The organism is Actinoplanes sp. NBRC 103695, from assembly GCF_030269485.1.
Taxonomy (GTDB): Bacteria; Actinomycetota; Actinomycetes; order Mycobacteriales; family Micromonosporaceae; genus Actinoplanes.
In genome coordinates this window covers 12,317-33,219 of sequence record NZ_BSTL01000002.1, presented here as the reverse complement: position 1 = coordinate 33,219, position 20,903 = coordinate 12,317, and the positions used below count along the sequence as shown (strand labels likewise).

The window sequence follows — 20,903 nt, the reverse complement described above, 5'->3', positions numbered from 1 at the left end:
CAAAGTCCAGGGGAAGATGAACCAACTCACGGAATCCCTCGTATTTCCATGAAGGCTGTCGTACCCGGCCGCTAACCTCCGCGCATGGCGGTTCACCAGCTCACTCGCGACGAGGCGCGGCGCATCGCGATCACCGCGCAACTGCTCGATCACACACGGCCACCGGACATGATGGCCGCGGTCCGCCACCTCACCCTTCTTCAGTACGACCAGACCGCCGCCGTCGCGCCCAGCGCCGACCTGGTGCTGTGGAGCCGCCTCGGTTCCGGGTACGCGCCCGAGGAACTGGCCGCCGCGCTCGCCGACCAGTCGCTGGTCGAGCTGCACATGCTGATCCGCCCCGCCGAGGACATCGCCCTGTTCCGCGCCGACATGGCCGACTGGCCCGGCCGCGGCGAGATCGCCGAGTGGGAGGCCGCGCTGGAGGACTGGGTGCGCGCGAACGACGACTGCCGCCGCCACATCCTGGAGCGGCTCTTCGACGAGAACCCGCTGACCGCCCGCGCGTTCCCCGACCTGACCATCGTCCCGTGGCGCTCCTCGGGCTGGAACAACGACCGCAACGTGATCCGCCTGCTCGACCAGATGGCGTCCCGCGGCGAGGTGGCCGTGGTCGGGCGCCGCGGCCGCGACCGGCTGTGGGACCTCGCCGAGCGCGTCTACCCCGACGACCCGCCGGTCCCGGCCGACGAGGCGCTGCGCATCCGCGACGAGCGCCGGCTGCATGCGCTGGGGATCGCCCGCGCCCGCGCGACCGCCACTCCCGGCGAGCCCAACCACGTGGGCGAGGTTGGCGAGCCGGCGACCATCGAGGGCGTCCGCGGCAAGTGGCGCGTCGACCCCGCCTACCTGGGCCGCGACTTCACCGGCCGCACGGCGCTGCTGTCCCCGCTCGACCGCCTGGTCTACGACCGCAAGCGGATGACCGAGATCTTCGAGTACGAGTACCAGCTGGAGATGTACAAGCCGGCGGCCAAGCGCCGGTGGGGCTACTGGGCGCTGCCGATCCTGCACGGCGACCGCCTGATCGGGAAGGTCGACGCCACCGCCGACCGCACCGAGGGTGTGCTGCGCGTCGACGCGATCCACGAGGACGAGCCGTTCGAGCCGGCGACCGCCGCCGCGGTGGAGGCCGAGCTCGCGGACCTGACCGGCTGGCTCGACCTCGACCTGCTGATCAAGTAACCAAGATCAAGATCTGTAGGTGGATGGGAGCGGCGACGGCCGCCACCGTCGCCACGGCTGTCCCGGCCCGGAGACCGATCCCCACGAACCCATCATCGTCTGCGCCGCCCTTCCCCAGCAGCCCGGACGCGAGAACCCGCGCGGAGCCGGAATACCGACCCTCCGGTGCAACAGGTCGGCCGGGGTTAGGCTCACAGCATGATCCCTCGGATGGCGTTCGGAGCCACCGGACACGAGTCGAGCCGTGTCATCTTCGGCGGCGCGGCCCTCGGCAGTGTCAGCAAGACGGAGGCGGACCGCGCCCTCGACCTGCTGGTGCGGCACGGCATCAACCACATCGACGTCGCCGCGGGCTACGGCGACGCCGAGCTGCGGGTGGCGACCTGGCTGCGGCGGCACCCCGGCGAGTTCTTCCTGGCGACCAAGACCGGCGAGCGGACCTACCGCGGCGCGCGCGAGGAGATCCGCCGCTCGCTGGACCGCCTCGGCGTCGACCGGATCGACTCCATCCAGTTGCACAACCTGGTCGACGTCATCGAGTGGGAGACCGCCCTGGGCCCGAACGGCGCCCTCGAGGCGGCGATCGAGGCGCGCGAGGAGGGCCTGGTCCGGTTCATCGGCGTGACCGGGCACGGCCTGCCGGTGCCCGAGATGCACCGCCGCAGCCTGGAGCGCTTCCCGTTCGACTCGGTGCTGGCGCCCTACAACTACGTGCAGATGCGCGACCCGCGGTACGCGGAGACGTTCGAGGCGCTGGCCGCCGTGTGCGCCGAACGCCAGGTCGCCCTGCAGACGATCAAGAGCTTGGCGCTGCGCCGCTGGGAGGGCCGCCCGAAGTCCGCGTCCACCTGGTACGAGCCGCTGCGCGACCAGGCCGACATTGACCAGGCGGTGCACTGGGTGCTCGGCCGTCCGGAGGCTTTCCTGCTGACCACCGGCGACGTCGACATCCTGCCGCTGCTGCTCGACGCGGCGGAACGCTACGAGCAGCGCCCGTCGGACGAGACCATGGACGACCTGGCGTCACGGCGTCAGGTGGAGCCTCTGTTCGTCTGAGCCCTGTTCGTCTGAGCGCCGGCTCGTGGGTGCCATGGCCAGGAAACTCTCCTGAACCACGTCGATGTGGGAGCCCGGCTCCAGCAGCGCCGTGAGTTCCCTGGTGAAGTCCGCCTGATCCTGCTCGGTGAAGCTGAGGAACGTGGCACGGGTGCGTTCGACACCGAGCACGGTCTCCGCGGGAAGGCGCAGAGCAGTGGCGTGGCCGGCTTCGACGGTCGCGCCGAAGAGTTCGCTGTCCCGCAGCGCCGCCAGCCAGGACGGCTGGTCGGCCCACTCCCCGGTCTGGCGGCTGTACCTGACCCACAGTTCGCGCATCCCGCCCCACAGCTGCTCCGGATAGCGTTCTCCCGTGGTCAGCAGCGCCAGCCAGCCGCCGGGCCGGAGCAGCCGGGCGGCTTTGGCCAGACCCACGCCGGGATCGATCCAGTGGAAGGCCGTGGCCGACACGATGAGATCGAACGGCCCGCCGCCCGCGAAGTCCTCGAAGGAGCACACTTCGAACCGCGCGGCCTCATCCGCGACGTTGCCCCGGGCGGCTTCCACCATCGCCGCCCCGATGTCGATGGCGGTCAGGTCGAAGCCCCGCCCGGCAAGCTGCCGGGTGAGCTGCCCGGTGCCGCAGCCGATCTCCAGCACAGCGGCGCCCGGCCCGATCGCCGCATCGTCGACAACCGCATCGACAAGCTCCCTGGGATAACCCTGACGAGTGGCGTCATAAAGCCCCGCAACCTCATCGAAGAGCACACGCCGCAGCTCCCGCGCCCCGCGCTGATCCGGCGTCTCCACAGTCACCGCCACAGTCTGACTCAGCCGTCACCCCTCGCACCACCGTCGGTCCCGCTGGCGCTGCTGGCCGTGATCGATCAGTCGGCCAGACCTGACCGTGGCAGAATTCGGCCGTGTCGATCTCCGCGGATGACGCTTCCAAGGCTCGCGTCGTCGCGGCGTTGCTGCGGGACGGCGACCGCTTACTGCTTTGTCACCGGTCTCCGCGGCGCCGTTGGTATCCCGATGTCTGGGATCTGCCCGGTGGGCACGTCGAGCCCGGGGAACCTCCTGGCGCGGCACTTGCTCGGGAGATCCGGGAGGAATTGGGCATCGACATAGCGGCGCCGTCGGGTCCGCCCATGCGGGAAATTCTTGGCGACACGTTCTCCATGCTGATCTGGCTGATCGAAGCGTGGACCGGGTCTCCGGCCAACGTCGCGCCGGACGAACACGATGCCATCGCGTGGTTCGCCGCGGACGCACTCGGAGACTTGTCCCTGGCTCACGACAGCTACCTGGCGATGTTCAGGCAGGTCCTTGCCGGGCACCGGGCCTGACCACGTCAGGCGATCCGGTGGTTGTCCGCAGGCTGGCGGCGACGGCTCCGAAGGCGGCGACGAGAGCCACGTTCACCAGCACGGCCAGCCAGCCGATGTTGGCGATGTGAGCGACCGGCCAGGCCAGCGCGCTCACGCCCAGCAGAGCAACGGTCCAGGCGGGCGCGTTCGGGCGCAGGACCACGGCGCCCAGCAGCAACGAGAGCTGGAAACAGAGGCCGAGCGGCTTGATCAGCGTGGCGGCGCCGGTGGCGTCGACCAGGTTGGTGTCGCCCAGCGAGACGTGGATGGTGTTGAAGCCGTACGCGACGTCGCCGGCCGCGCCGAACGCTCCGGCCACGAGCAGGATCGCCGCCAGGACGCCGTGGCCGAGGGTCGCCAGGCGGACCATGACGAGCGTGTAGCCGACCGCACCCAGGACGTGCACCACGGCGGCGGCCGGGTCGTCCCAGCCCCGGGTCGCGTACAGGAGATCGGCGATCAGATAGACGGCGGGCGCTACGACGAGCGAACCGGTGAGGAGTCGCTCCAGGGGTGTGGAAGTCATGCACCCACCGTCGTCGCGCCGGCCACGGCGGGCATCGGGGCCGGCCCGGGACAATCGCCGGGTTAACCCTGGTCACAGGGGGCTTCGGCGCTGGCACGATACAGACGTGCTGCGCTGGCTGGTGGGTGTGGCGACCGCTGTGCCGGTCGCCGGCGGCTTCGTGCTCGGCCCGCACCTCGGCAATCTGCACAACGGGCTGATCGCGGCCTCGTTCACCGCGGTCGGGATGTACGTGGTCCGCCGCCGGCCGGGCAACCGGGAGGGCCGGCTGTTCGTCGCGGTCGGTGTCGCGCACGCGGTGATGTTCGCCGGGCGGGAGTACGGCCTGCACGCCGGACCGCTCCCGGGTGCCTCCTGGGTCGCCTGGTTCGGGGTCTGGCCGCTCCCGCTGGTGCTGGTGCTGATCGGCGTGACGGTGATGTGCTTCCCGACCGGGCGGCTCCCCTCCCGCGGGTGGGTGCCCGTCGTCGTGGTCCTCGCCGCGGCGGGGCTGGTCCTCGCCACGGTGTCGGCGCTGTGGCCGGTCGAGTACGCCCGCATCGGCCTGGTCGCGGGGCATCCGTTCGATCTGCCGGGGACGGCCGCCGCGGAGGCGTTCTACCGCGTCGCCCGGCCGGTCGGCTATCTGCTGTTCCAGCTGACCTGGGTGGCCTGCGTGGTGGTGCGGGTACGGCGGGCCCGCGGCGACGAGGCCCGGCAGATGCGCTGGTTCCTGTACGCGGTGACGGTGTCCGCCGCCGTGATGCTGCTCGGCCTCGCCGTCGGGAAGTCACCGGTGCCCGGGACGCTGACGGCGCCGCTGCTCGCCGTGGCGGCCGGCGCGGCGATCCTCCGATACCGCCTCTACGACATCGACCCGGTGATCAACAAGTCGCTGGTCCTCGGCGCGATGGCGGCGGTGGTGACCGCGGGCTACGCCGTCATGGCCCGAGTGCTGACCGACATCGGCTTCACGGTTACCGGGCAGGCCGGCGACGGCGCGGCCCTGCTGAGCCTGGTGCGCGCCGACCCGCCCGACGTCTCCGTGATCGACCTGCGCATGCCGCCCGGTTTCGCGGCCGAGGGCATCGACACCGCGGCGGCGCCCGGCGTCGGCCTGATGCTGCTGTCCCAGTACGTCGAGGTGCACCACGCGTTGCGGCTGATGACCGAGTTCGACGGCGGCGTGGGTTACCTGCTCAAGGACCGGGTCTCCGACCTGGCCGCGTTCGGCACCGACGTGCGGAGGGTGGCCCGCGGCGAGACCGTCATCGACCCCGACCTGGTGTCCCGGCTGGTCGCCCGGCGGCGCGAGCGCGACCCGCTGGACGCGCTCACCGTGCGCGAGCGGGCCGTGCTCGCCCTGATGGCCCAGGGCCTGTCCAACGCCGCGGTCGCCGCCGACCTGCACCTGGCGATCAAGACCGTCGAGGCACACGTCACGTCGATCTTCACCAAGCTCGGCCTGATCCAGCACGAACGCGAGCACCGCCGGGTGCGGGCCGTCCTGACGTTCCTGCGCGCTTAGACAGGCGAAACGGAGCAAAGCGTCGGCGGGGTGGGGTTGGGCGCGGAGCGCCCGGCGGGTGGGCACGCACGCAGAATGAAGGGTGCGCGGCTCTGTTCTGGACGCGCAGCGGCCAAGAGCCGTGCGCCCGGCCTCGGCGTGAGCGACGGTCAGCACCACCCACTCAGGCACGACATCAAGCTCTTGATCTTGAATTGGCGTCCTCGAACGGGCGCGCAGTAACTTGGGCGCATGCGGATGTTGGTGGACGGTGCCTGGGTGGACGCTGCGTCGGGGGCGACCACGATCGCCGTGAGCCCGGCGACGGGTGAGGAGCTCGGCACCGTTCCGGAGGGTGACCGCGACGACGCCCGCGCGGCCATCGCAGCGGCGCGGAAAGCCACCACCGGCTGGGCGCGCGTTTCGGCCTTCGAGCGAGCCGCCGCCATGCACCGGATCGCCGACGTCATCGAGTCGCGCCGGGACGCCCTGGCCCGCACGCTCACTCTGGACCAGGGCAAACCGCTGCGCGCCGAGGCCTACGACGAGGTGGACGAGCTGGTCGTCTACTGGCGGATGGCCGCCGAGGACGGCAAGCGCCTGGGCGGCCTGCTGCCCAACTCCTCCTCCACCGGCAAGCGGGCGCTGCTGGTCCGGCGGCCCCGCGGCGTCGTCGGGGTGATCACGCCGTGGAACTGGCCGTACACCATGCCTGCCGAACTGATCGCGCCCGCGCTGGCCGCCGGGAACACCGTGGTGTGGACGCCCGCGCCGAGCACCTCGGTGTCGGCGGCCGCCCTGGCCGAGTGTGTCGCCGAGGCCGACCTTCCGCCCGGCGTGCTCAACCTGGTCACCGGGCCGGGACCGGTCGTGGGCGACGAGATCGCCCGCAACCCGGGGACCGACGCGGTCGCGTTCATCGGGTCCACGGCCACCGGGCGGTCGGTGGCGGCGGCCGCGGCGGGCAAGGCGACGCTGCTGGAGATGGGCGGCAACGGGCCGGTCGTCGTGCTGGCCGACGCCGACCTGGACCGGGCCGTCGAGGGAGCGCTCGGCGCGTGTTTCCTCTGCGCGGGGCAGAGCTGCACGGCCGGCGAGCGCCTGCTGGTGCACGAGTCGGTGCGGGACGACTTCGCCGACCGTCTGGCCAAGGCCGTGACCGAGCGGGTCCGGCTGGGCGACCCGCTGGACGACGCCACCACGATGGGTCCGCTGAACAACGGCGGTGTGGCGGCCAAGATGGACGAGCATGTCGCCGACGCGCTCGCCCGGGGCGCCCACGCGTTGACCGGTGGCGCGAGGGCCACCGGGTTCGCCTCCGACCTGTACTGGCCGGCGACCGTGCTCACGGGCGTACCCAAGGACTCTCTGGCCGCGACCGAGGAGACCTTCGGGCCCATCGCCCCGATCGTCGCGATCGGCTCGGTGGAGGAGGCGGTCGAGCTGACCAACGCCTCCCGCTACGGGCTGCTGGCCGCCGTCTACACCGCCGACCTGACCGTCGGGCTGGCGTTCGCCGACGCGGTCCGCACCGGCTGGGTGAACATCAACGAGTCCACCAACTACTGGGAGTCGCACCTGCCGTTCGGCGGGCGCTCCGGTTCGGACAGCGGCCTCGGTCGCGTCGGCGGGGCGTACCCGATGGAGGCCCTCACCGAACTGCAGACCGTGATCATCGGGTAGGACCGGTCAGGCCGAGATCTGCATGCGTTCGCACAGTCCGCGGAGTTCGGCGCCGCCGGCTTCACGCCGGGACCGCTCCAGCAGCGACCGGACCGTCTCCTGGTCGATCGCCGACGTGCGCACGTGCTGCGGCGCCAGGCGTTCCGCGGTGATCAGGTAGCGGATCGCCTCCCGATCGCGGCCCTTCAGCCGGGCCAGGGCGCGCCCCGCGTCGGCGTAGTAGAACACCTGCCGGCACCCGAACGGCAGGACGGCCGGGTTGGTGTTCGCGGCGATGTCGACGGCGATCTCCGGTTCGCCGCCGTCCACCTCCATGCCGATCCGCCAGATGTCCACATTGGTCGGCCCGAAGGTCAGCCCCAGCGCCGGGCTCTCACCGGTCCGCGCGGCCACCTCGCCCGCCGCCTTCGCCCACCCGCGGCCGTCCGAGACCCTTTTCAAACCCCTGCACGCGTACGCACAGATCAGGTGAAGGGTGCCGAACACCTCGATCCCGCCCGGCGCACCGAGATGCGGGCGCATCTCGTCGACGGCCCGCGAGGCCAGCGTGAGGGCGCGGTGGAACGCGTCGCAGGACAGCGCCGCGTTGGCTCGGGCGTACGCCGCGTAGCCGGTCATCACCGGGTCCTCGATGGCCTCGGCGGCGTCCCGGCACCGCTCGGCTGTCAGCCACGCCTCGGCCGGATGCCCCAGATTGCGCACCACGCCGGACGCCATGAACGTCGCGTGACACAGCATCCGCAGCGCACCCGCCCGCTGCGCCGAGTCCTCGGCCACCGCGTGCAGGTCACGCATCAGGTCCGGAAGCAGTCGCGCCGCAGCCGCGTAGTCGCAGGCCCGCCGCAACGTCTCCACCACCTCGACGGTCCGGGCCAGGTCGGGCAGCACCGGCGCCGGACGGTCGGCCGGCTCACCCAGATCTGTCTCGATCAGCGCCTGATGAATGGCGTGCACTCCGGCGTGCGCCGCCATCGCGGTCCGGTCACCGACCGGAACCACCATGCCCGCGAGCTCGGTCGGCGAGCATTCCAGCGCGGTGGCGATGTCCGCGAGCACGAACCGGTTGTCGGCCGCCTGCAGCCCCCGTTCGATCCGGCTCCAGGTGGCATGCGAGACCCCGGCCCGGCTCGCGGCGTGGCGCACGCTCCAGCCCCGCAACAGCCGCCGGTGCCGAATCCGTTCCCCGATGGTCAGCGTCTCCATGCAGCGACGCTAACCACGATCACCACAGGTTGTGGTACGTAGCCGTACCGGTGGCGGCCGTCCTTGTCACCCGATCGAGGGATATGGACCAAGGTCAACTTCAGATGTCGTAGCCGGGTAGGCCGTCGGCGATGATGTCGGCATGGAGTATGTGTCCAGGGTGCCCGGTCCGCCGCTGGACGGGCTGATCGACGACCTCTATTACCTGGAGGGCACCCCGCCGTACTCCCGGTTGATGCTGCCGGCGGCGCCCGCGCCATTGCTCATCGTCAACCTCGGGGCGCCCTTTCTCATCCGCGCGGGCACCGACGTAGACGCCGTGGAGTACGCCGACGGCTGCGCGGTCGCCACGCCCACGCGTGCGTGGGAGTTCAGCTACCCGAACCCGACCCGGTCCGTGGGCGTCCACTTCAGGCCGTGGGGCCTGGCGCCGTTCCTTCCGATGCCCGCGGCCGAGTTGTGCGACCGACCTGCGACGGTGGAGCAGATCTGGGGCCGGCCCGCCATCGCTGAACTGCGACACCGTCTGACCTTGGCGGACGCACCGCACGAAATGCTGATGTTGCTCGAGGAGGAACTGGCGCGACGGCTGCGGGTGATCGACGGTCTTGACCTGGTCCGCCAGTTGAGCAGCGCCGTCGCGGCGACAGGCGGGACAGTGCCGATCAGCGACATCGGTGTGGCGGCCCGCGCCAGCAGCACGTATGTGGCGAAACGGTTCAAGGCCGTGGTCGGTGTCACGCCGAAACGGCTGGCTCGCAGCTACCGCTTCAGCTCTACCGTGTTGGCGCTCGACGTCGCCGCACCGATCGACTGGGGAGACGTCGCCGCCGGCGCGGGCTACTTCGACCAGGCCCACTTCGTGCGCGAGTTCCGGGAGTTCACCGGGCTCACGCCGACCCGGTACGCCGAGGTCCGGCGGCGATTCCTGCGCGATCATCCCGACCACGTCCTGGACGGCTGGCCGCTCCCGGCCGATTGATTTCCTACAAGAGCCACAGCTCACGCCGCACAAGACTCGGGACTCGGAACAGAGGAGGAATCCATGGGGAAAGTGGTCATGAACGCGTCGGTTTCGGTGGATGGTTTCATCGCGGCCGAGAACGACGATCCCGGTCCGATCTTCGAGTGGCTGGTCAGCGGTGACGTGCCGTTGGACGACAGTGGCGTTCTGAAGGTGTCGCAGGCTTCGTTCGACTACGTCCGGCCGTACTGGGACGAGATCGGGGTGACCATTGCCGGCCGTCACGCCTTCGACATCACCGACGGCTGGGATGGGACGCCTCCGAGTGGGATCGACCATGTGGTCGTGGTGAGTCACCGTGGTGCGCCCGAGGGCTGGGATCTCCAGGCGCCGTTCCACTTTGCCGACGGCATCGAGGCGGCCGTGGCCAAGGCGCGGGAGCTTGCGGGTGACCGCACCGTCGAGTTCGCCGCCGGCGACGTCGGCGGCCAGGCGCTCGCCGCGGGCTGGGTCGACGAGGTACGCATGGACGTCGCACCCGTCGTGCTCGGGTCCGGTAAGCGTTACTTCGGCTCCGTCGACGCGCAGCACCTGCTGGAAGGCCCGGACGTGGTTGTTCAGGGCAACCGGGTGCTTCACCTGCGCTATCGGGTGCGCCGTTGACCGATCCTGAGTGGGTACCAGGCTTCAGGCCGTCAGGGCCAGCTCCGCGGCTTCCCGCACTGCCTCGTCCACCGGGTGAGTCTCGCAGCGGGCCGCGCTCGCGCCACTCAGACAAGGAGAGGTCAGGGCAGGTTGATGATGTCGGCGAGGACGACGTCGTCGCCGTGGAAGCGGGCCACCGCGGGGCTGTCGTACACGATCATGGCCTGCTTGGAACCGGGCGGGCCGACCAAACCGAGGCCTTCGGCGTGGTCGTCGCCCTCGCCGTAGGTCAGTTCCACCTCGCGGGTGATCATCTCATCGCGCACCACCTCGGGCATCTCCACCCCCGTGGCGCCGTGCCAGCGGTAGACGCGCACCGGCCCGTCCAGGTCCATGGTCGGGCCGGCCAGCACGAGCAGGTCGTCCCCCGCGGGGCAGAGGTCGCGCACCCCGAGCCCGTCCAGGTCCAGTACGTGCTTGCGGTAGGCGCGCCCGTCCTCGAAGGGGCGCAACTGGAGGCGGGTGGGCAGGGCCGGATCCACGTACGGCCGCAGTTCCAGCACGAACGCCCAGCCGCGCAGCACCGGACCGCGCAGCCCCAGGTAGACCCGGTCGCCGTGGACCGCGATGCCCTCGATGTCGAGGCCGTTGTCCTTGCCGGGGATGGGCAGGAACATCGCCAGGTGCTCGTCGCGGGCCAGGAGCGCGCGCAGGTTGTCCTCGGGCGCCAGCGCGGCCGCGTGATGCGTCTCGCCGTCGACCTCCAGGGTCGGGACCGGGGTCGGCAGGCCGTCCGATCGGGCGATCGGCAGGCGTACCAGAATCTGGCGGTTGTCCTGGCCGACGACCCGGCTGAGCCGGCGCAGCGCCCGGGCCCCCTCGTGCCGGGCCTTGATCTGCTTGCGCCGCAGGCCGTGCGAGCCGACCGCCCAGAGGAAGTGCCCGTGCCGGGCGACGCCCTCGATGTCCGCTTCCTCGTCGGCGTCCTCGCCGGGCAGCGTGACGAAGTCGGCGAGCCGGAAGCTGGCGTCCTCGGCGTACTCCTCGGGGCGCTCCGGGTCGTCGGCCACGAGCCGTTCGAGCGTCGCGGTCTCGTCGCCGGCGATCCACAGCACCGGGCCGTCGGAGCGGACGGCGGAGAGGTTGGTGTGCGTCCCGCTGGCGCGGGAGAGGTGCCCGAAGCGGAGCCGGACCGTGCGTTCCAAGGTCATGATCCCATCGTGGCACCCCCGCGCAGCAGGGCAAACACCTAGGGAGCGAGTCCGGCGCGAGTCCTGAGGCTTGACGCGCGGCAACCGATCAAGAAGCATCGTCCATTGTCGATGTGTTACGGGGAGGTTGCCGTGCGTCTTGCTGCCGTGGTGCTCATGATGACGGGCGTGCTCGCGGCGCCGCAGGGCACGCAGGCCCTGGACATCTACCGCTACCTGGACGATCCGCAGCTCACCCAGGAGGGTCAGGAGGAGCCGCACGCCGATCTGCGGCCGTACCCGGACGAGCGGTCGGCCGCGGCGGACGTGACCGAGCGGAACGCGGCGAACCCGTACTCGATGTCCTTGAACGGCTCGTGGCGGTTGAAGCTCTTCGACAAGCCGACCGATGTGCCCGACGTCCGCGACTGGCAGGAGGACTGGCCGGTGGCGCAGGTGCCGCACACGTGGCAGTCGGACTTCATCGACCACCCGATCTTCCGCAACATCCCGTCCGAGATCGTGCCGGACGACCCGCCGCGGGTGCCGCGTGACGTGAACCCGACCGGCGCCTACGTGAAGACCTTCAGCCTGCCGCGGGAGTGGGACGGCAAGCGCACGGTCCTCCGCTTCGAGGGCGTGACCAGCAATTACCTGGTGTGGGTCAACGGCGACTACGTGGGGTACGACCAGGGCGGCTACACGCCGGCCGAGTTCGACATCACCGCCCGCCTGCACGCCGGCAAGAACACGATCGCCGTCCAGGTGCACCGCTGGGGTTCCGGCGCGTACCTGGAGGACGTGGACCAGTGGCGGTACAGCGGCATCTTCCGGGATGTGTGGCTCTACCGCACCGAGCAGTCCTACATCAAGGACGCCTACATCACGACGAACGGTGACACGGCGTCCATCCGCACCAAGGTCGCGGGAGGCGGTCAGGTCACCGCCAGGCTCCTCGACGACAAGGGCAGGATCGCCGCCGCCGGGACGGACCGCCTGACCGTTCCGGGCGCCCGGCGCTGGAGCGCCGAGGACCCCAACCTCTACACCCTGATCCTCCAGCTCACCGTCGGCGGCAAGGTTGTGCACACCACGAGCCAGGTCGTCGGCTTCCGCGACCTGGCGGTCAGGGACAAGCAGATCCTGGTCGACGGGAAACGCATCCTGATCAAGGGCGTCAACCGCGCCGAGACCAACCCGGACACCGGCCGGGCGGCGACCAGGGAGTTCCAGAAGCAGGACGTCTTCACGATGAAGCGCCTGCACGTCAACGCGATCCGCACCTCGCACTACCCCAGCGACCCCTACCTGTACCGCCTCGCCGACCGCTACGGCATGTACATCGACGACGAGGTGGACATCGAGACGCACAACCACGAGAGCTGCCCGAACAACTGCCTGGCCGACCGCCCGGAGTGGCAGGCCGCGTTCGCCGACCGGTTCCGGGCGATGGTCGAGCGCGACAAGAACCATCCGAGCGTCATCTTCTGGGACACCGGCAACGAGGCCGGGCTGGGCGCCGCGCACTACGCGATGGCCGCCTGGGCCGACGCCAACGAGCCGACCCGCCTGCTCTACCACCAGTCGAACAGCCCGGACGGCGATGCCCCCTACGCCGATGTGGACGGTCCGCGCTACCCGACCCCGGCCCGCCTGGAGGCGCGCACCCAGAGCAGCGCCAAGCCGATCGTGATGGGCGAGTACGCGCACGCGATGGGCAACGGCCTCGGCAACTTCGACGAGTTCTGGGCGCTGGCCCGCCGCTACCCGTCGATGCAGGGCGGCTTCATCTGGGACTGGGCCGAGCAGAACCTCCGCCAGCCTCTCTACATGGTCTCCGACCAGGCGTTCCTCGTCGGTAAGCCCACGGTGGAGAACGGCGTGGTCGACCTGTCCGGGCTGGACGACTTCGTGGACGTCTTCCGCGACCCCCGTCTCGATCTCACCGACGCGGTCCGGCTGGAGGCGCGGGTCAAGCCGGGTGCGTGGTCCGGCAGTTTCCCGATCCTCACCAAGGGCCTCGGGTACGCGCTGCAGATGCGCGACCGGGACACCCTGGAGTTCGGCGCCGACCTCAACGGCTGGACGACCGTGGCCGCGGATGTCCCGGCGAGCTGGTACGACAACTGGCACACCGTGAGCGGCTCGTACGACGGCTCGCGGCTGAGCCTGGTCATCGACGGCGCCGAGGTGGCGACCGTTCCGAAGACGGGCAAGGTCGACCCCGGGCTGTACGAGGTGAACATCGGCCACAACGCCGAGACGCAGCAGGACAACGACCTGTGGAGCGCGCGCACCGGCCACGGCGAGGTCGACTACGCGCGGATCTACGGCACCGCCGCCGAGCCGGTGCTGGCCCTCGAGTTCGACCAGGTGCGGCGCCGCGGCGACTTCCTCAGCCTCGGCATCAGCCTGTCCGGCACCGACGGCCTGGTCGGCTCGGACCGCTACCTGCAGCCCGAGGTCCGCGAGATGGCCTGGGCGCAGTCCCCGATCCGCGTCACCCAGGTCTCCCCCACGGTCGTCCGGCTGACCAACGAGCAGCAGGCCGGCGGTTTCCGGACACGGGTCCGGTGGGAGCTCACCGAACAGGAACGCGCGCTGAAGTCCGGATCGTCCGTCGTGGCGATCGGGCCCGGCGAGAGCAGAGACATCACCGTCGAGCAGGCCCCCGCCAACCCGAACGACCGCGAGCGTTTCCTGACCGTGCGGGCGCTGAGCACCAAGGCGACCGAGTGGGCCCCCGCCGGCTGGGTGCTGGGTCAGGGTCAGTTCGCGGCCGGCGGCCGGGCGGTTCCCGGCGTTCTCCCTGCTCCGGTACGCGGCGCGCCGAAGCTCGCGAGCGCCGGCGGCACGATCACGGTGAGCGGGGACGACTTCCGCTACCGCTTCGACGGCGGCACCCTCGCCTCGATGCGCGCGGACGGCCGTGAGCTGCTGCGCGGCGGGCCGGCGTTGTCCGTGATCCGCCCGCCGACCAGCAACGAGACGTACGACTGGGGCACCGACGACCGCCGCGTCTGGCACGACATCGGCATGGACGCGATGACGCACACGGTCACCTCGGTCGAGTCGTCCACCGAGCCGGACGCCGCGGTCGTGACGGTGACCAGCCGGTACGCGGGCATCAGCATCGCGTTCGACCAGACGCTGCGCTACCGGATCGACCGGAACGGCACCGTCACGCTGCGGCAGCAGGTCACGCCGTCGGGATCGGGGACGGCTTCCCTGCCGTACCTCCCCAGGGTTGGTCTGTCCTTGAAGGTCCCGGACGCGATGCAGAAGTTCGCGTACTACGCGCGCGGGCCGCAGGAGACCTACAACGACCGGAAGTCCGGGGCGGCGATGGGCGTCTACCGCAGCACGGTCGCCGACGAGTACGTGCGCTACTCGCGGCCGCAGGCCTACGGCAACCACACCGACGCGCGCTGGGCCGCGCTGACCGACGGCACGAACGGGCTGCTGGTCGGGGGGATGAACGACGTCAGCGTGACGCAGTACGACGAACTGGCCCGGGCCGAGTACGACCACCAGTTGCCCCTGGTGAAGAACCGCGGGTGGGTGACCCTGCACGCGCTGGCCGGCGAGACCGGCATGGGCGAGACGCCGAACTCGGTGCTCGCGCCCTACCGCCTCCCGGCCACCCGGTCGTACTCGCAGGAACTGGTCCTGCGCCCGCTGACCCGGGGCGAAGCGGCCCGTGGCGGCGTGCCCGGCTCGGACGTGCCGGCGCCCTGCCCGCCGACCGTGGACCTGAACGCACCGGACACGGTCACCCCGGGCACCCCGGCGGCCGTGGACGTGACCGTGACGGCTCGCTGCGCGGAGGGCCTCACCTCGGCGACGGTCACGCTGGACGTGCCGGACGGCTGGACCGTGACCCCGCCGGCCGTGACGCTGAGCGGGGCCGGCACCGCGTCCTTCCAGGTCACCGCCCCGGCCGGGACCGATGTGGGCACCCACGAGCTCACCGCGACCGTGGTGAGCTCGACCCCGAGCGGCTTCACCTCGACCACCACCGCGTCGGCGACGGTTCAGACGCCGCTGCCGCCCGGGTACGCCTGGCTGAGCGACCGGCCGTTCGAGGCGGTGAGCAACGGGTGGGGTCCGGTGGAACGGGACCTGAGCAACGGCGAGCAGGCGGCCGGCGACGGCGACACCCTGACCATCGCCGGCAAGGCGTACGCAAAGGGTCTGGGTGTGCATGCTCTCTCGGTCGTGCGTGTGCCTCTGGGCGGCGGTTGCACCCGGTTCCGCGCGGACGCGGGCGTGGACGACGAGACGGGCAGCGGCGGCTCGGTGGTGTCCTCGGTGTGGCTGGACGGGCGGCAGCTCACCCAGACCGCCCGGCTCACCGGCGAGGGGCCGGCGACTCCCGTCGACGTGGACCTGACCGGCGGGACGACGCTGGAGCTGCGGGTGACCGACGCCGGAGACGGCAACGGGTTGGACCACGCGGATTGGGCGGGAGCACGCATAAGCTGCACTCCGTGAGCGCAGTGGTGCGGGCTGTATTGGACACGGACACCTACAACGAGATCGACGACCAGTTCGCGGTGGTGTACGCGTTGCTCTCGCCGGAACGCATCCGGCTGGAGGCGATCTACGCCGCGCCGTTCCACAACGGACGGTCCACCGGTCCCGGGGACGGGATGCTGAAGAGCCACGCCGAGATCCGCCGGCTGCTCGACCGCATGCCCGGCCACGCCGACGTGCCCGTGCACCAGGGGTCGACGTCCTGGCTGCCCGCCTCGCCCAGCGCCGCGTCGCAGGACCTGATCGCCCGCGCCTACCTGTCGGAGGAGCCGCTGTACGTGCTGGCGATCGGCGCACCGACCAACGTCGCGGCGGCGCTGAAGGCCGAGCCGGGCATCGCCGAACGCATCGTCGTGGTGTGGCTGGGCGGCAACCCGCGCTACTGGCACCGTGCCGTCGAGTTCAACGTCGAGCAGGACCCGGCCGCCTCGCACGTGCTGCTGGACTCCGGCGTGCCGCTGGTCCACGTACCGTGCCGCAACGTCACCGAGCACCTGCGGACGACGCAGGCGGAGATCGAGCGGCACGTCCGCGGCGCCGGCGCCATCGGCGACTACCTGGCCGACATCTACGCCGGCTGGTACCCCGAGCATTTCGGCCGGTCGAAGGTGCTGTGGGACCTCGGCGCGGTCGCTTGGCTGGTCAACCCGGCGTGGGTGCCGACCGCGCAGGTGCACAGCCCGCTGCTCACCGCCGAGGGCACCTGGAGTCACGACCCGCGCCGGCACCTGATCCGGGAGGCGCTGTGGGTGGACCGGGACGCGGTGTTCCGCGACCTGTTCACCAAACTGCGTCGGCGCCCGCCGCGGTGAGGGTGGCGGCCGACGCGGCGAGCAGCACCATGCTCAGCCGGCGCAGCCGCGGGCTGTCCCGGACGTGCGGGCTGTCCAGGGCGGCGAGCAGCACCCCGGTGCAGGCGGCCAGCGCCATCCCCGCGAACGCGATCATCCGACAACGCTCTCGCGCGCGCCCCCTCCGCACGGCAACCGCAAGCTGACATCCCGGCAATCGGAAGGTAATCATTTGCCGTCGAGCGCTGCCCGGGTCCGGGCGGCCGCACGCGGATCCAGGTGGTCGTAGATGCCCAGCAGGGAACGACCCGAGGTGGGCAGCGAGACCTCGAAGACGGTGCCGCCGCCGCGGTTGCCGCTGACCCGCAGCTTGCCGCCGTGCGCGTCGACCACCCAGCGGACGATGGACATGCTGATCGGGGTGGGACAGCACCGCCTCGGCCAGGGCGCGCAGCGCGGTCAGCGGCGTACGCAGATCGTGCGCCATGTCCGCGAGGAAGGCCTCCTGCCTGCGCAGCTCGTCCGCGTCGCCGCGTACCAGCAACGCCGTGCAGAGCAGGCAGCCCGCCGCACAGGTGAGTACCGCCCACAGGGCGAGCAGGACGACCACGGCGATGCGCTCGACCTCCATCGGCCGAGCCTGCACCGCGGTCGCTGCCGTCCTGTTGTCGATGTGCTGTCGGCGCGGGCTGCTCCTCGGCCGGCTGGTGAACGTGATCCGCAAGCGCCGCCCACCACCACCCGCGGTGACCGATCCGCCACGTGGCGGTGGCATGGATCCGTGGCTGATGTGACGGTTACGTCGCTCATCTGATTGAAACGTGACTATGGACCTTGATGCAGGTATTTTTGCCGCCCGGTAGGTCCAACAGCCGGGACGGTGGATGACAGTGCGCGACGAGACGGGCGATGTGCTGAACGGCTACGAGGACTATTCCGACAAACCGGACCAGGTCCTCGTGCGGCCCTACATCCCGCCCGACGCCGCGGAGTACCAGCTCCCCGAAGCTCCACCCGAGCTGCACGACCCGGACGCCTACGACACCGCGTCCTTCGACAGCCACCCCGACGGCTCCTACCCGGACGGCTCCTATCCGGACGACCGGCCCTACCCGGACGACCCCGAGCACACCGGCCCGGTCTTCGTGCCCGACCCGACCCCGATGGTCCTGCCCGGCGACAGCGGCCGTGAGCCCCCGGTGTCGCATGTGCACCCCGAGTCCGACCGCCGGCAGATGGTCTGGCTGATCGGCTCCGGCCTCGCCCTGGTCATCGCGGTCGCCGTCACGATGATCGCGCTCTGGCCGTCACAGGACGAGGAGACGCCGACCGCCGCCGAGCCGCGTCCGGTCGCGACCCCCGCCACCGGTGAGCCCGGCTCCCCCGGCGGCTCCGCACCCGCCGGGGCACCCTCCGCCGGCCCGTCCGTCTCGGGCACCTCGCCGTCCCCCGGCGACACGAAGACGCAGAACACCAAGCGTCCCGGCGCGCAGGGCACCACCGTGCCGAACTTCCCGCTGCCGCCCGCCGGAGGCAACCCGCAGGCCCCGACCGCGCCCGCCACCCTGGCCCCGCCGCCCGCCTCGGACCGCACCGGCCAGGTCATCGCCGACTCCGGCAACTGCCTGGACATCGACGCCGGCATCCTGCTGCTCGGCGACGAACTGGTGTCCCGGGACTGCAACAACACCTCGTCGCAACGGTTCACCCTGGCCAAGGACGGCACCCTGCGAGTCGGCGGGTCCTGCGCGATCCAGGAGGGCGGCGCCGTCAAGGTCCGCGTCTGCGGCGACAACGCGGCCGCCCAGTGGCGCGCGGGTCCGAACAACACGCTGGTCAACAACAGCACCAAGCAGTGCGTGACCGCCAACGACAACGACGTCACGCTCGCCACCTGCGGGGGCGACGGCCAGAACTGGAAACTCCCCTAGGCGCTCGACCAGCCCTATGCAGAACAAGGAATAGCTATATAGAGTACGCGCATGCCAGCCATGCGCATGACCACGCCGCGCCTGCTCGTCCTGCGAGCGCTCGCCGCCGACCCCGGCCGCGAGCGGTACGGACTGGACCTCGCCGCCGAGGCCGGCCTGGAACCCGGCACGATCTACCCGATCCTGGTCGCCTTCGAGGCCGCCGGGTGGCTGAGCAGCCGCCCGGAGGAGATCGACGTGCACACCGAGGGCCGGCCGCGGCGGCGCTACTACACGCTGACCGCCGCCGGGGCCACCGCCGCGCAGGAGGCCATCGCCAAGCGCCGCTCGTCTCGGGGCACCTCCGGGGAACTCGCGTGGTGACGCCCGGCCACCCCGGCGCGACCCGTCTCGGCCGAGCCGACCGCGCCGCCGTCTCCCTTCTCGCCGCCCTGCTCCCCGCGGGCTTCCGCGACCGCCAGCGCGACGAATGGACCGGCGACCTGCTGGCACTCCCCCTTCCCGACCGCCGCCGCTACCTGGTCGGCGCCGCCCGCACCCTGCCCAGCCTGCGCCGGGCCGCCCACCGCCGAGCCGCGCTGGACGTGATCGCCCTGCCCACCGGCGTGCTGGACACCGTCGCCCGCGTCCTGCTGGCCGGCCTGCTCTGGTCGATGCTCTCGTTCTACTTCTTCGTCCCGCTGCGCTACTACGCCTTCGACATCCCCGGCCGCCTCGCCCGCGGCGACAGTGCGATGGTCGTCGACCCCAAGGACCTCTGGCCGCTCAGCGACGGGATCGGCCCGTTCTTCCCCCTGTGGTTCGTCCTGCACCTCACCGCCTGGGGCGTGGTCCTCGGCGGCGCCTTCCTGACCGTCACGGTCGCACTGCCCGGCCTGATCGCCACCGCGATCAGCCGCCGCCGCCACGCCGCCGGGCTGGGCGTCGCGGCGCTGCTGACGATCGCCTTCGCGATCGTCTCGACCACGATCCCCCTCCTGACCGGCGCGCAGGACGGCGGCTTCTCGGCGGCGTTCCTCGGCCTGGCCGCCGTGACCCTGGCCGGACTCCGCACGTCCCTCCCCCGGCGCACCCGGATCCTGCTGGCCGTCGCCGGGCTGTCCACTCTGGTCCTGCCGATCTGGTTCGGCACCAGCGCGGGTGGGTCGATGCTCTTCTGGTGGTACGACTGATGCTCCAGGACCACTGATGCTCCAGGACCACCGATGCTCCAGGACCACCGATGCTCCAGGAACGCTGATGCTCCAGGACTACTAATGCTCCAGGAACGCTGATGCTCCAGGACATCCTGATCGCCCGTGTCCGCGAGCTCTGCCGGGCCGACGAGCGACTGGTCGCCGCCCTCACCTACGGTTCGTTCGCCGGCGGCGAGGCCGACGAGCACAGCGACGTCGAGTTCTGGCTGTTCGCCGACGACGACGCCACGATCGACGAGCACGCCTGGATCGCCGAGGTGGGCGAGATCCGGCACGTCGTGGTCAACGAGTTCGGCGCCCACGTCGCGTTCTTCCCGGGCCTGATCCGGGGCGAGTTCCATTTCGCGTACGCCCGGGACATCGCCTCCGTGGCGACGTGGCCGGCCCGCGGCGCCCCACCCGAGCGCATGCTCATCCTGGACCGCACCGGCGAACTCCGCCGAGCCCTGGAGTCCCTCCCGGAACGCCCACCCGTGGGCGACCTCGACGAGATCGCCGGCCGTTTCGTCAACTGGCTGGTCCTGGCCCACCACGTGACGCAACGAGGCGAGTTCCTCCGGGCCGTCGACGCCCTCACCCACGCCCAGCGCCACCTGCTGTGGATGGCCCGCCTCGCCGAGAACCGCACCCAGCACTGGCTCACCCCGTCCCGAGCCGCCGAGACCGACCTCCCCACCGCCGTCGTCCAAGCCCTGCACCGCACAACAGCCACCGCCGACGCGGCCTCCCTCACCGCCGCGATCGCCGCGATGTGGTCCTGCGCCCGCCGCTACTGGCCCGGCGCCCCCGCCGCCCTCGTCGCCGACCTGGACACCCTCCGAGACTGACTTTCGGCCAGGCGTCAGAGACAGGGTGGAGGTCCGACCTTGCTGGCGCTTGTCCTCGCTGCCGACGCTTCCGCCGGGCGTGGGGTCAAGCCCGGTTGCCAGGCCCCCCGGGGTGCCCACTCCCGGTCATTGCCGCCGCTCACGGCGGCGGCCGGGCCCTCGAGTGGTTGACGGGCACGCCAGTGGTTGACGGGCACGCCAGTGGTAGACGGGCACGCCAGTGGTAGACGGGCACGCCAGTGGTAGACGGGCACGCCAGTGGTAGACGGGCACGCCAGTGGTAGACGGGCACGCCAGTGGTAGACGGGCACGCCAGTGGTAGACGGGCACGCCAG

19 protein-coding genes are annotated in these 20,903 nt (G+C 71.3%); 14 read left to right on the top strand and 5 right to left on the bottom strand.

Annotation, left to right across the window (positions count from 1 at the left end):
- Positions 1–84 precede the first annotated feature (84 nt).
- A complete protein-coding gene (locus QSK31_RS02535; RefSeq protein WP_285680535.1) occupies positions 85–1,185 on the top strand; it encodes a DNA glycosylase AlkZ-like family protein in 1,101 nt (366 codons plus the stop codon).
- 198 nt (positions 1,186–1,383) lie between these two features.
- Positions 1,384–2,241, top strand: coding sequence for an aldo/keto reductase (locus tag QSK31_RS02530; protein ID WP_285680533.1), 858 nt, complete (start codon positions 1,384–1,386; stop codon positions 2,239–2,241).
- Here the strand turns inward: QSK31_RS02530 and QSK31_RS02525 are convergent.
- Positions 2,209–2,988 (bottom strand): class I SAM-dependent methyltransferase, encoded by a 780-nt coding sequence (locus QSK31_RS02525; RefSeq protein ID WP_285680531.1) that lies wholly within the window; start codon positions 2,986–2,988, stop codon positions 2,209–2,211. The two genes, QSK31_RS02530 and QSK31_RS02525, sit on opposite strands and share 33 nt — an antisense overlap.
- 155 nt (positions 2,989–3,143) lie before the next feature.
- On the opposite strand from QSK31_RS02525, the gene QSK31_RS02520 reads away from it, so the two are divergent.
- Positions 3,144–3,569, top strand: a complete 426-nt coding sequence (locus QSK31_RS02520) for an NUDIX domain-containing protein (protein ID WP_285680530.1) — start codon at positions 3,144–3,146, stop codon at positions 3,567–3,569.
- Here QSK31_RS02520 and QSK31_RS02515 read toward each other — a convergent pair.
- Positions 3,538–4,116 carry a hypothetical protein gene (locus QSK31_RS02515; protein ID WP_285680528.1) on the bottom strand — a complete coding sequence of 193 codons (579 nt, stop codon included), beginning with the start codon at positions 4,114–4,116 and terminating at the stop codon, positions 3,538–3,540. The genes QSK31_RS02520 and QSK31_RS02515 overlap by 32 nt on opposite strands.
- A 106-nt stretch (positions 4,117–4,222) precedes the next feature.
- On the opposite strand from QSK31_RS02515, the gene QSK31_RS02510 reads away from it, so the two are divergent.
- Both QSK31_RS02510 and QSK31_RS02505 read left to right on the top strand, forming a co-directional pair.
- The gene (locus QSK31_RS02510; protein WP_285680526.1) at positions 4,223–5,623 is read left to right on the top strand and encodes a LuxR C-terminal-related transcriptional regulator; all 1,401 of its coding nucleotides are present in this window, start codon (positions 4,223–4,225) and stop codon (positions 5,621–5,623) included.
- Positions 5,624–5,854: 231 nt separating this feature from the next.
- Entirely contained in the window at positions 5,855–7,285 is a 1,431-nt protein-coding gene (locus tag QSK31_RS02505; protein WP_285680525.1) for an aldehyde dehydrogenase family protein, read from the top strand.
- Between the two features lie 6 nt (positions 7,286–7,291).
- On the opposite strand, the gene QSK31_RS02500 is transcribed toward QSK31_RS02505, so the two are convergent.
- Positions 7,292–8,488 carry a helix-turn-helix domain-containing protein gene (locus tag QSK31_RS02500; protein ID WP_285680524.1) on the bottom strand — a complete coding sequence of 399 codons (1,197 nt, stop codon included), beginning with the start codon at positions 8,486–8,488 and terminating at the stop codon, positions 7,292–7,294.
- A 142-nt stretch (positions 8,489–8,630) separates the two neighbouring features.
- Here QSK31_RS02500 and QSK31_RS02495 point away from each other — a divergent pair, with 142 nt between their 5' ends.
- Positions 8,631–9,470, top strand: a complete 840-nt coding sequence (locus tag QSK31_RS02495; protein ID WP_285680522.1) for a helix-turn-helix domain-containing protein — start codon at positions 8,631–8,633, stop codon at positions 9,468–9,470.
- A 63-nt stretch (positions 9,471–9,533) separates the two neighbouring features.
- Positions 9,534–10,115, top strand: a complete 582-nt coding sequence (locus tag QSK31_RS02490; protein WP_285680521.1) for a dihydrofolate reductase family protein — start codon at positions 9,534–9,536, stop codon at positions 10,113–10,115.
- A 122-nt stretch (positions 10,116–10,237) separates the two neighbouring features.
- Here the strand turns inward: QSK31_RS02490 and QSK31_RS02485 are convergent, their stop codons facing one another.
- Complete coding sequence (locus QSK31_RS02485) at positions 10,238–11,308, bottom strand: DUF3616 domain-containing protein (protein ID WP_285680519.1); 1,071 nt, start codon at positions 11,306–11,308, stop codon at positions 10,238–10,240.
- Between the two features lie 132 nt (positions 11,309–11,440).
- Between QSK31_RS02485 and QSK31_RS02480 the strand changes: the two genes are divergently transcribed.
- Both QSK31_RS02480 and QSK31_RS02475 read left to right on the top strand, forming a co-directional pair.
- A complete protein-coding gene (locus QSK31_RS02480; protein ID WP_285680516.1) occupies positions 11,441–15,781 on the top strand; it encodes a glycoside hydrolase family 2 TIM barrel-domain containing protein in 4,341 nt (1,446 codons plus the stop codon).
- Positions 15,778–16,635, top strand: coding sequence for a nucleoside hydrolase (locus QSK31_RS02475; RefSeq protein ID WP_285680514.1), 858 nt, complete (start codon positions 15,778–15,780; stop codon positions 16,633–16,635). Before QSK31_RS02480 ends, QSK31_RS02475 begins: the two co-directional genes overlap by 4 nt.
- On the opposite strand, the gene QSK31_RS49180 is transcribed toward QSK31_RS02475, so the two are convergent.
- Positions 16,604–17,101, bottom strand: a complete 498-nt coding sequence (locus tag QSK31_RS49180; protein WP_502872904.1) for a hypothetical protein — start codon at positions 17,099–17,101, stop codon at positions 16,604–16,606. The genes QSK31_RS02475 and QSK31_RS49180 overlap by 32 nt on opposite strands.
- Between QSK31_RS49180 and QSK31_RS49175 the strand changes: the two genes are divergently transcribed.
- From QSK31_RS49175 to QSK31_RS02440, 5 genes are all read left to right on the top strand, one after another.
- On the top strand, positions 17,018–17,428 hold the full coding sequence (locus tag QSK31_RS49175) for a hypothetical protein (RefSeq protein WP_285680509.1): 411 nt from the start codon (positions 17,018–17,020) through the stop codon (positions 17,426–17,428). The genes QSK31_RS49180 and QSK31_RS49175 overlap by 84 nt on opposite strands.
- A 76-nt stretch (positions 17,429–17,504) precedes the next feature.
- Positions 17,505–18,545, top strand: coding sequence for a ricin-type beta-trefoil lectin domain protein (locus QSK31_RS02455; RefSeq protein WP_285680508.1), 1,041 nt, complete (start codon positions 17,505–17,507; stop codon positions 18,543–18,545).
- A 51-nt stretch (positions 18,546–18,596) separates the two neighbouring features.
- Entirely contained in the window at positions 18,597–18,908 is a 312-nt protein-coding gene (locus QSK31_RS02450; protein ID WP_285680506.1) for a PadR family transcriptional regulator, read from the top strand.
- Positions 18,902–19,717: a hypothetical protein gene (locus QSK31_RS02445; RefSeq protein WP_285680503.1), complete on the top strand. Its 816-nt coding sequence runs from the start codon at positions 18,902–18,904 to the stop codon at positions 19,715–19,717. The genes QSK31_RS02450 and QSK31_RS02445 overlap by 7 nt, the downstream gene beginning before the upstream one ends.
- 101 nt (positions 19,718–19,818) lie before the next feature.
- Entirely contained in the window at positions 19,819–20,568 is a 750-nt protein-coding gene (locus QSK31_RS02440) for a nucleotidyltransferase domain-containing protein (RefSeq protein ID WP_285680501.1), read from the top strand.
- Positions 20,569–20,903: the final 335 nt, after the last annotated feature.

Bases quoted from the DNA above. Each gene is read 5' to 3' on its own strand.
- QSK31_RS02535 (WP_285680535.1), top strand. From the start codon at position 85: ATGGCGGTTCACCAGCTCACTCGCGACGAGGCGCGGCGCATCGCGATC.
- QSK31_RS02530 (WP_285680533.1), top strand. From the start codon at position 1,384: ATGATCCCTCGGATGGCGTTCGGAGCCACCGGACACGAGTCGAGCCGT.
- QSK31_RS02515 (WP_285680528.1), bottom strand. From the start codon at position 4,116: ATGACTTCCACACCCCTGGAGCGACTCCTCACCGGTTCGCTCGTCGTA.
- QSK31_RS02505 (WP_285680525.1), top strand. From the start codon at position 5,855: ATGCGGATGTTGGTGGACGGTGCCTGGGTGGACGCTGCGTCGGGGGCG.
- QSK31_RS02500 (WP_285680524.1), bottom strand. From the start codon at position 8,488: ATGGAGACGCTGACCATCGGGGAACGGATTCGGCACCGGCGGCTGTTG.
- QSK31_RS02495 (WP_285680522.1), top strand. From the start codon at position 8,631: ATGGAGTATGTGTCCAGGGTGCCCGGTCCGCCGCTGGACGGGCTGATC.
- QSK31_RS02490 (WP_285680521.1), top strand. From the start codon at position 9,534: ATGGGGAAAGTGGTCATGAACGCGTCGGTTTCGGTGGATGGTTTCATC.
- QSK31_RS02485 (WP_285680519.1), bottom strand. From the start codon at position 11,308: ATGACCTTGGAACGCACGGTCCGGCTCCGCTTCGGGCACCTCTCCCGC.
- QSK31_RS49175 (WP_285680509.1), top strand. From the start codon at position 17,018: ATGGACATGCTGATCGGGGTGGGACAGCACCGCCTCGGCCAGGGCGCG.
- QSK31_RS49180 (WP_502872904.1), bottom strand. From the start codon at position 17,101: ATGGCGCACGATCTGCGTACGCCGCTGACCGCGCTGCGCGCCCTGGCC.
- QSK31_RS02450 (WP_285680506.1), top strand. From the start codon at position 18,597: ATGCCAGCCATGCGCATGACCACGCCGCGCCTGCTCGTCCTGCGAGCG.
- QSK31_RS02440 (WP_285680501.1), top strand. From the start codon at position 19,819: ATGCTCCAGGACATCCTGATCGCCCGTGTCCGCGAGCTCTGCCGGGCC.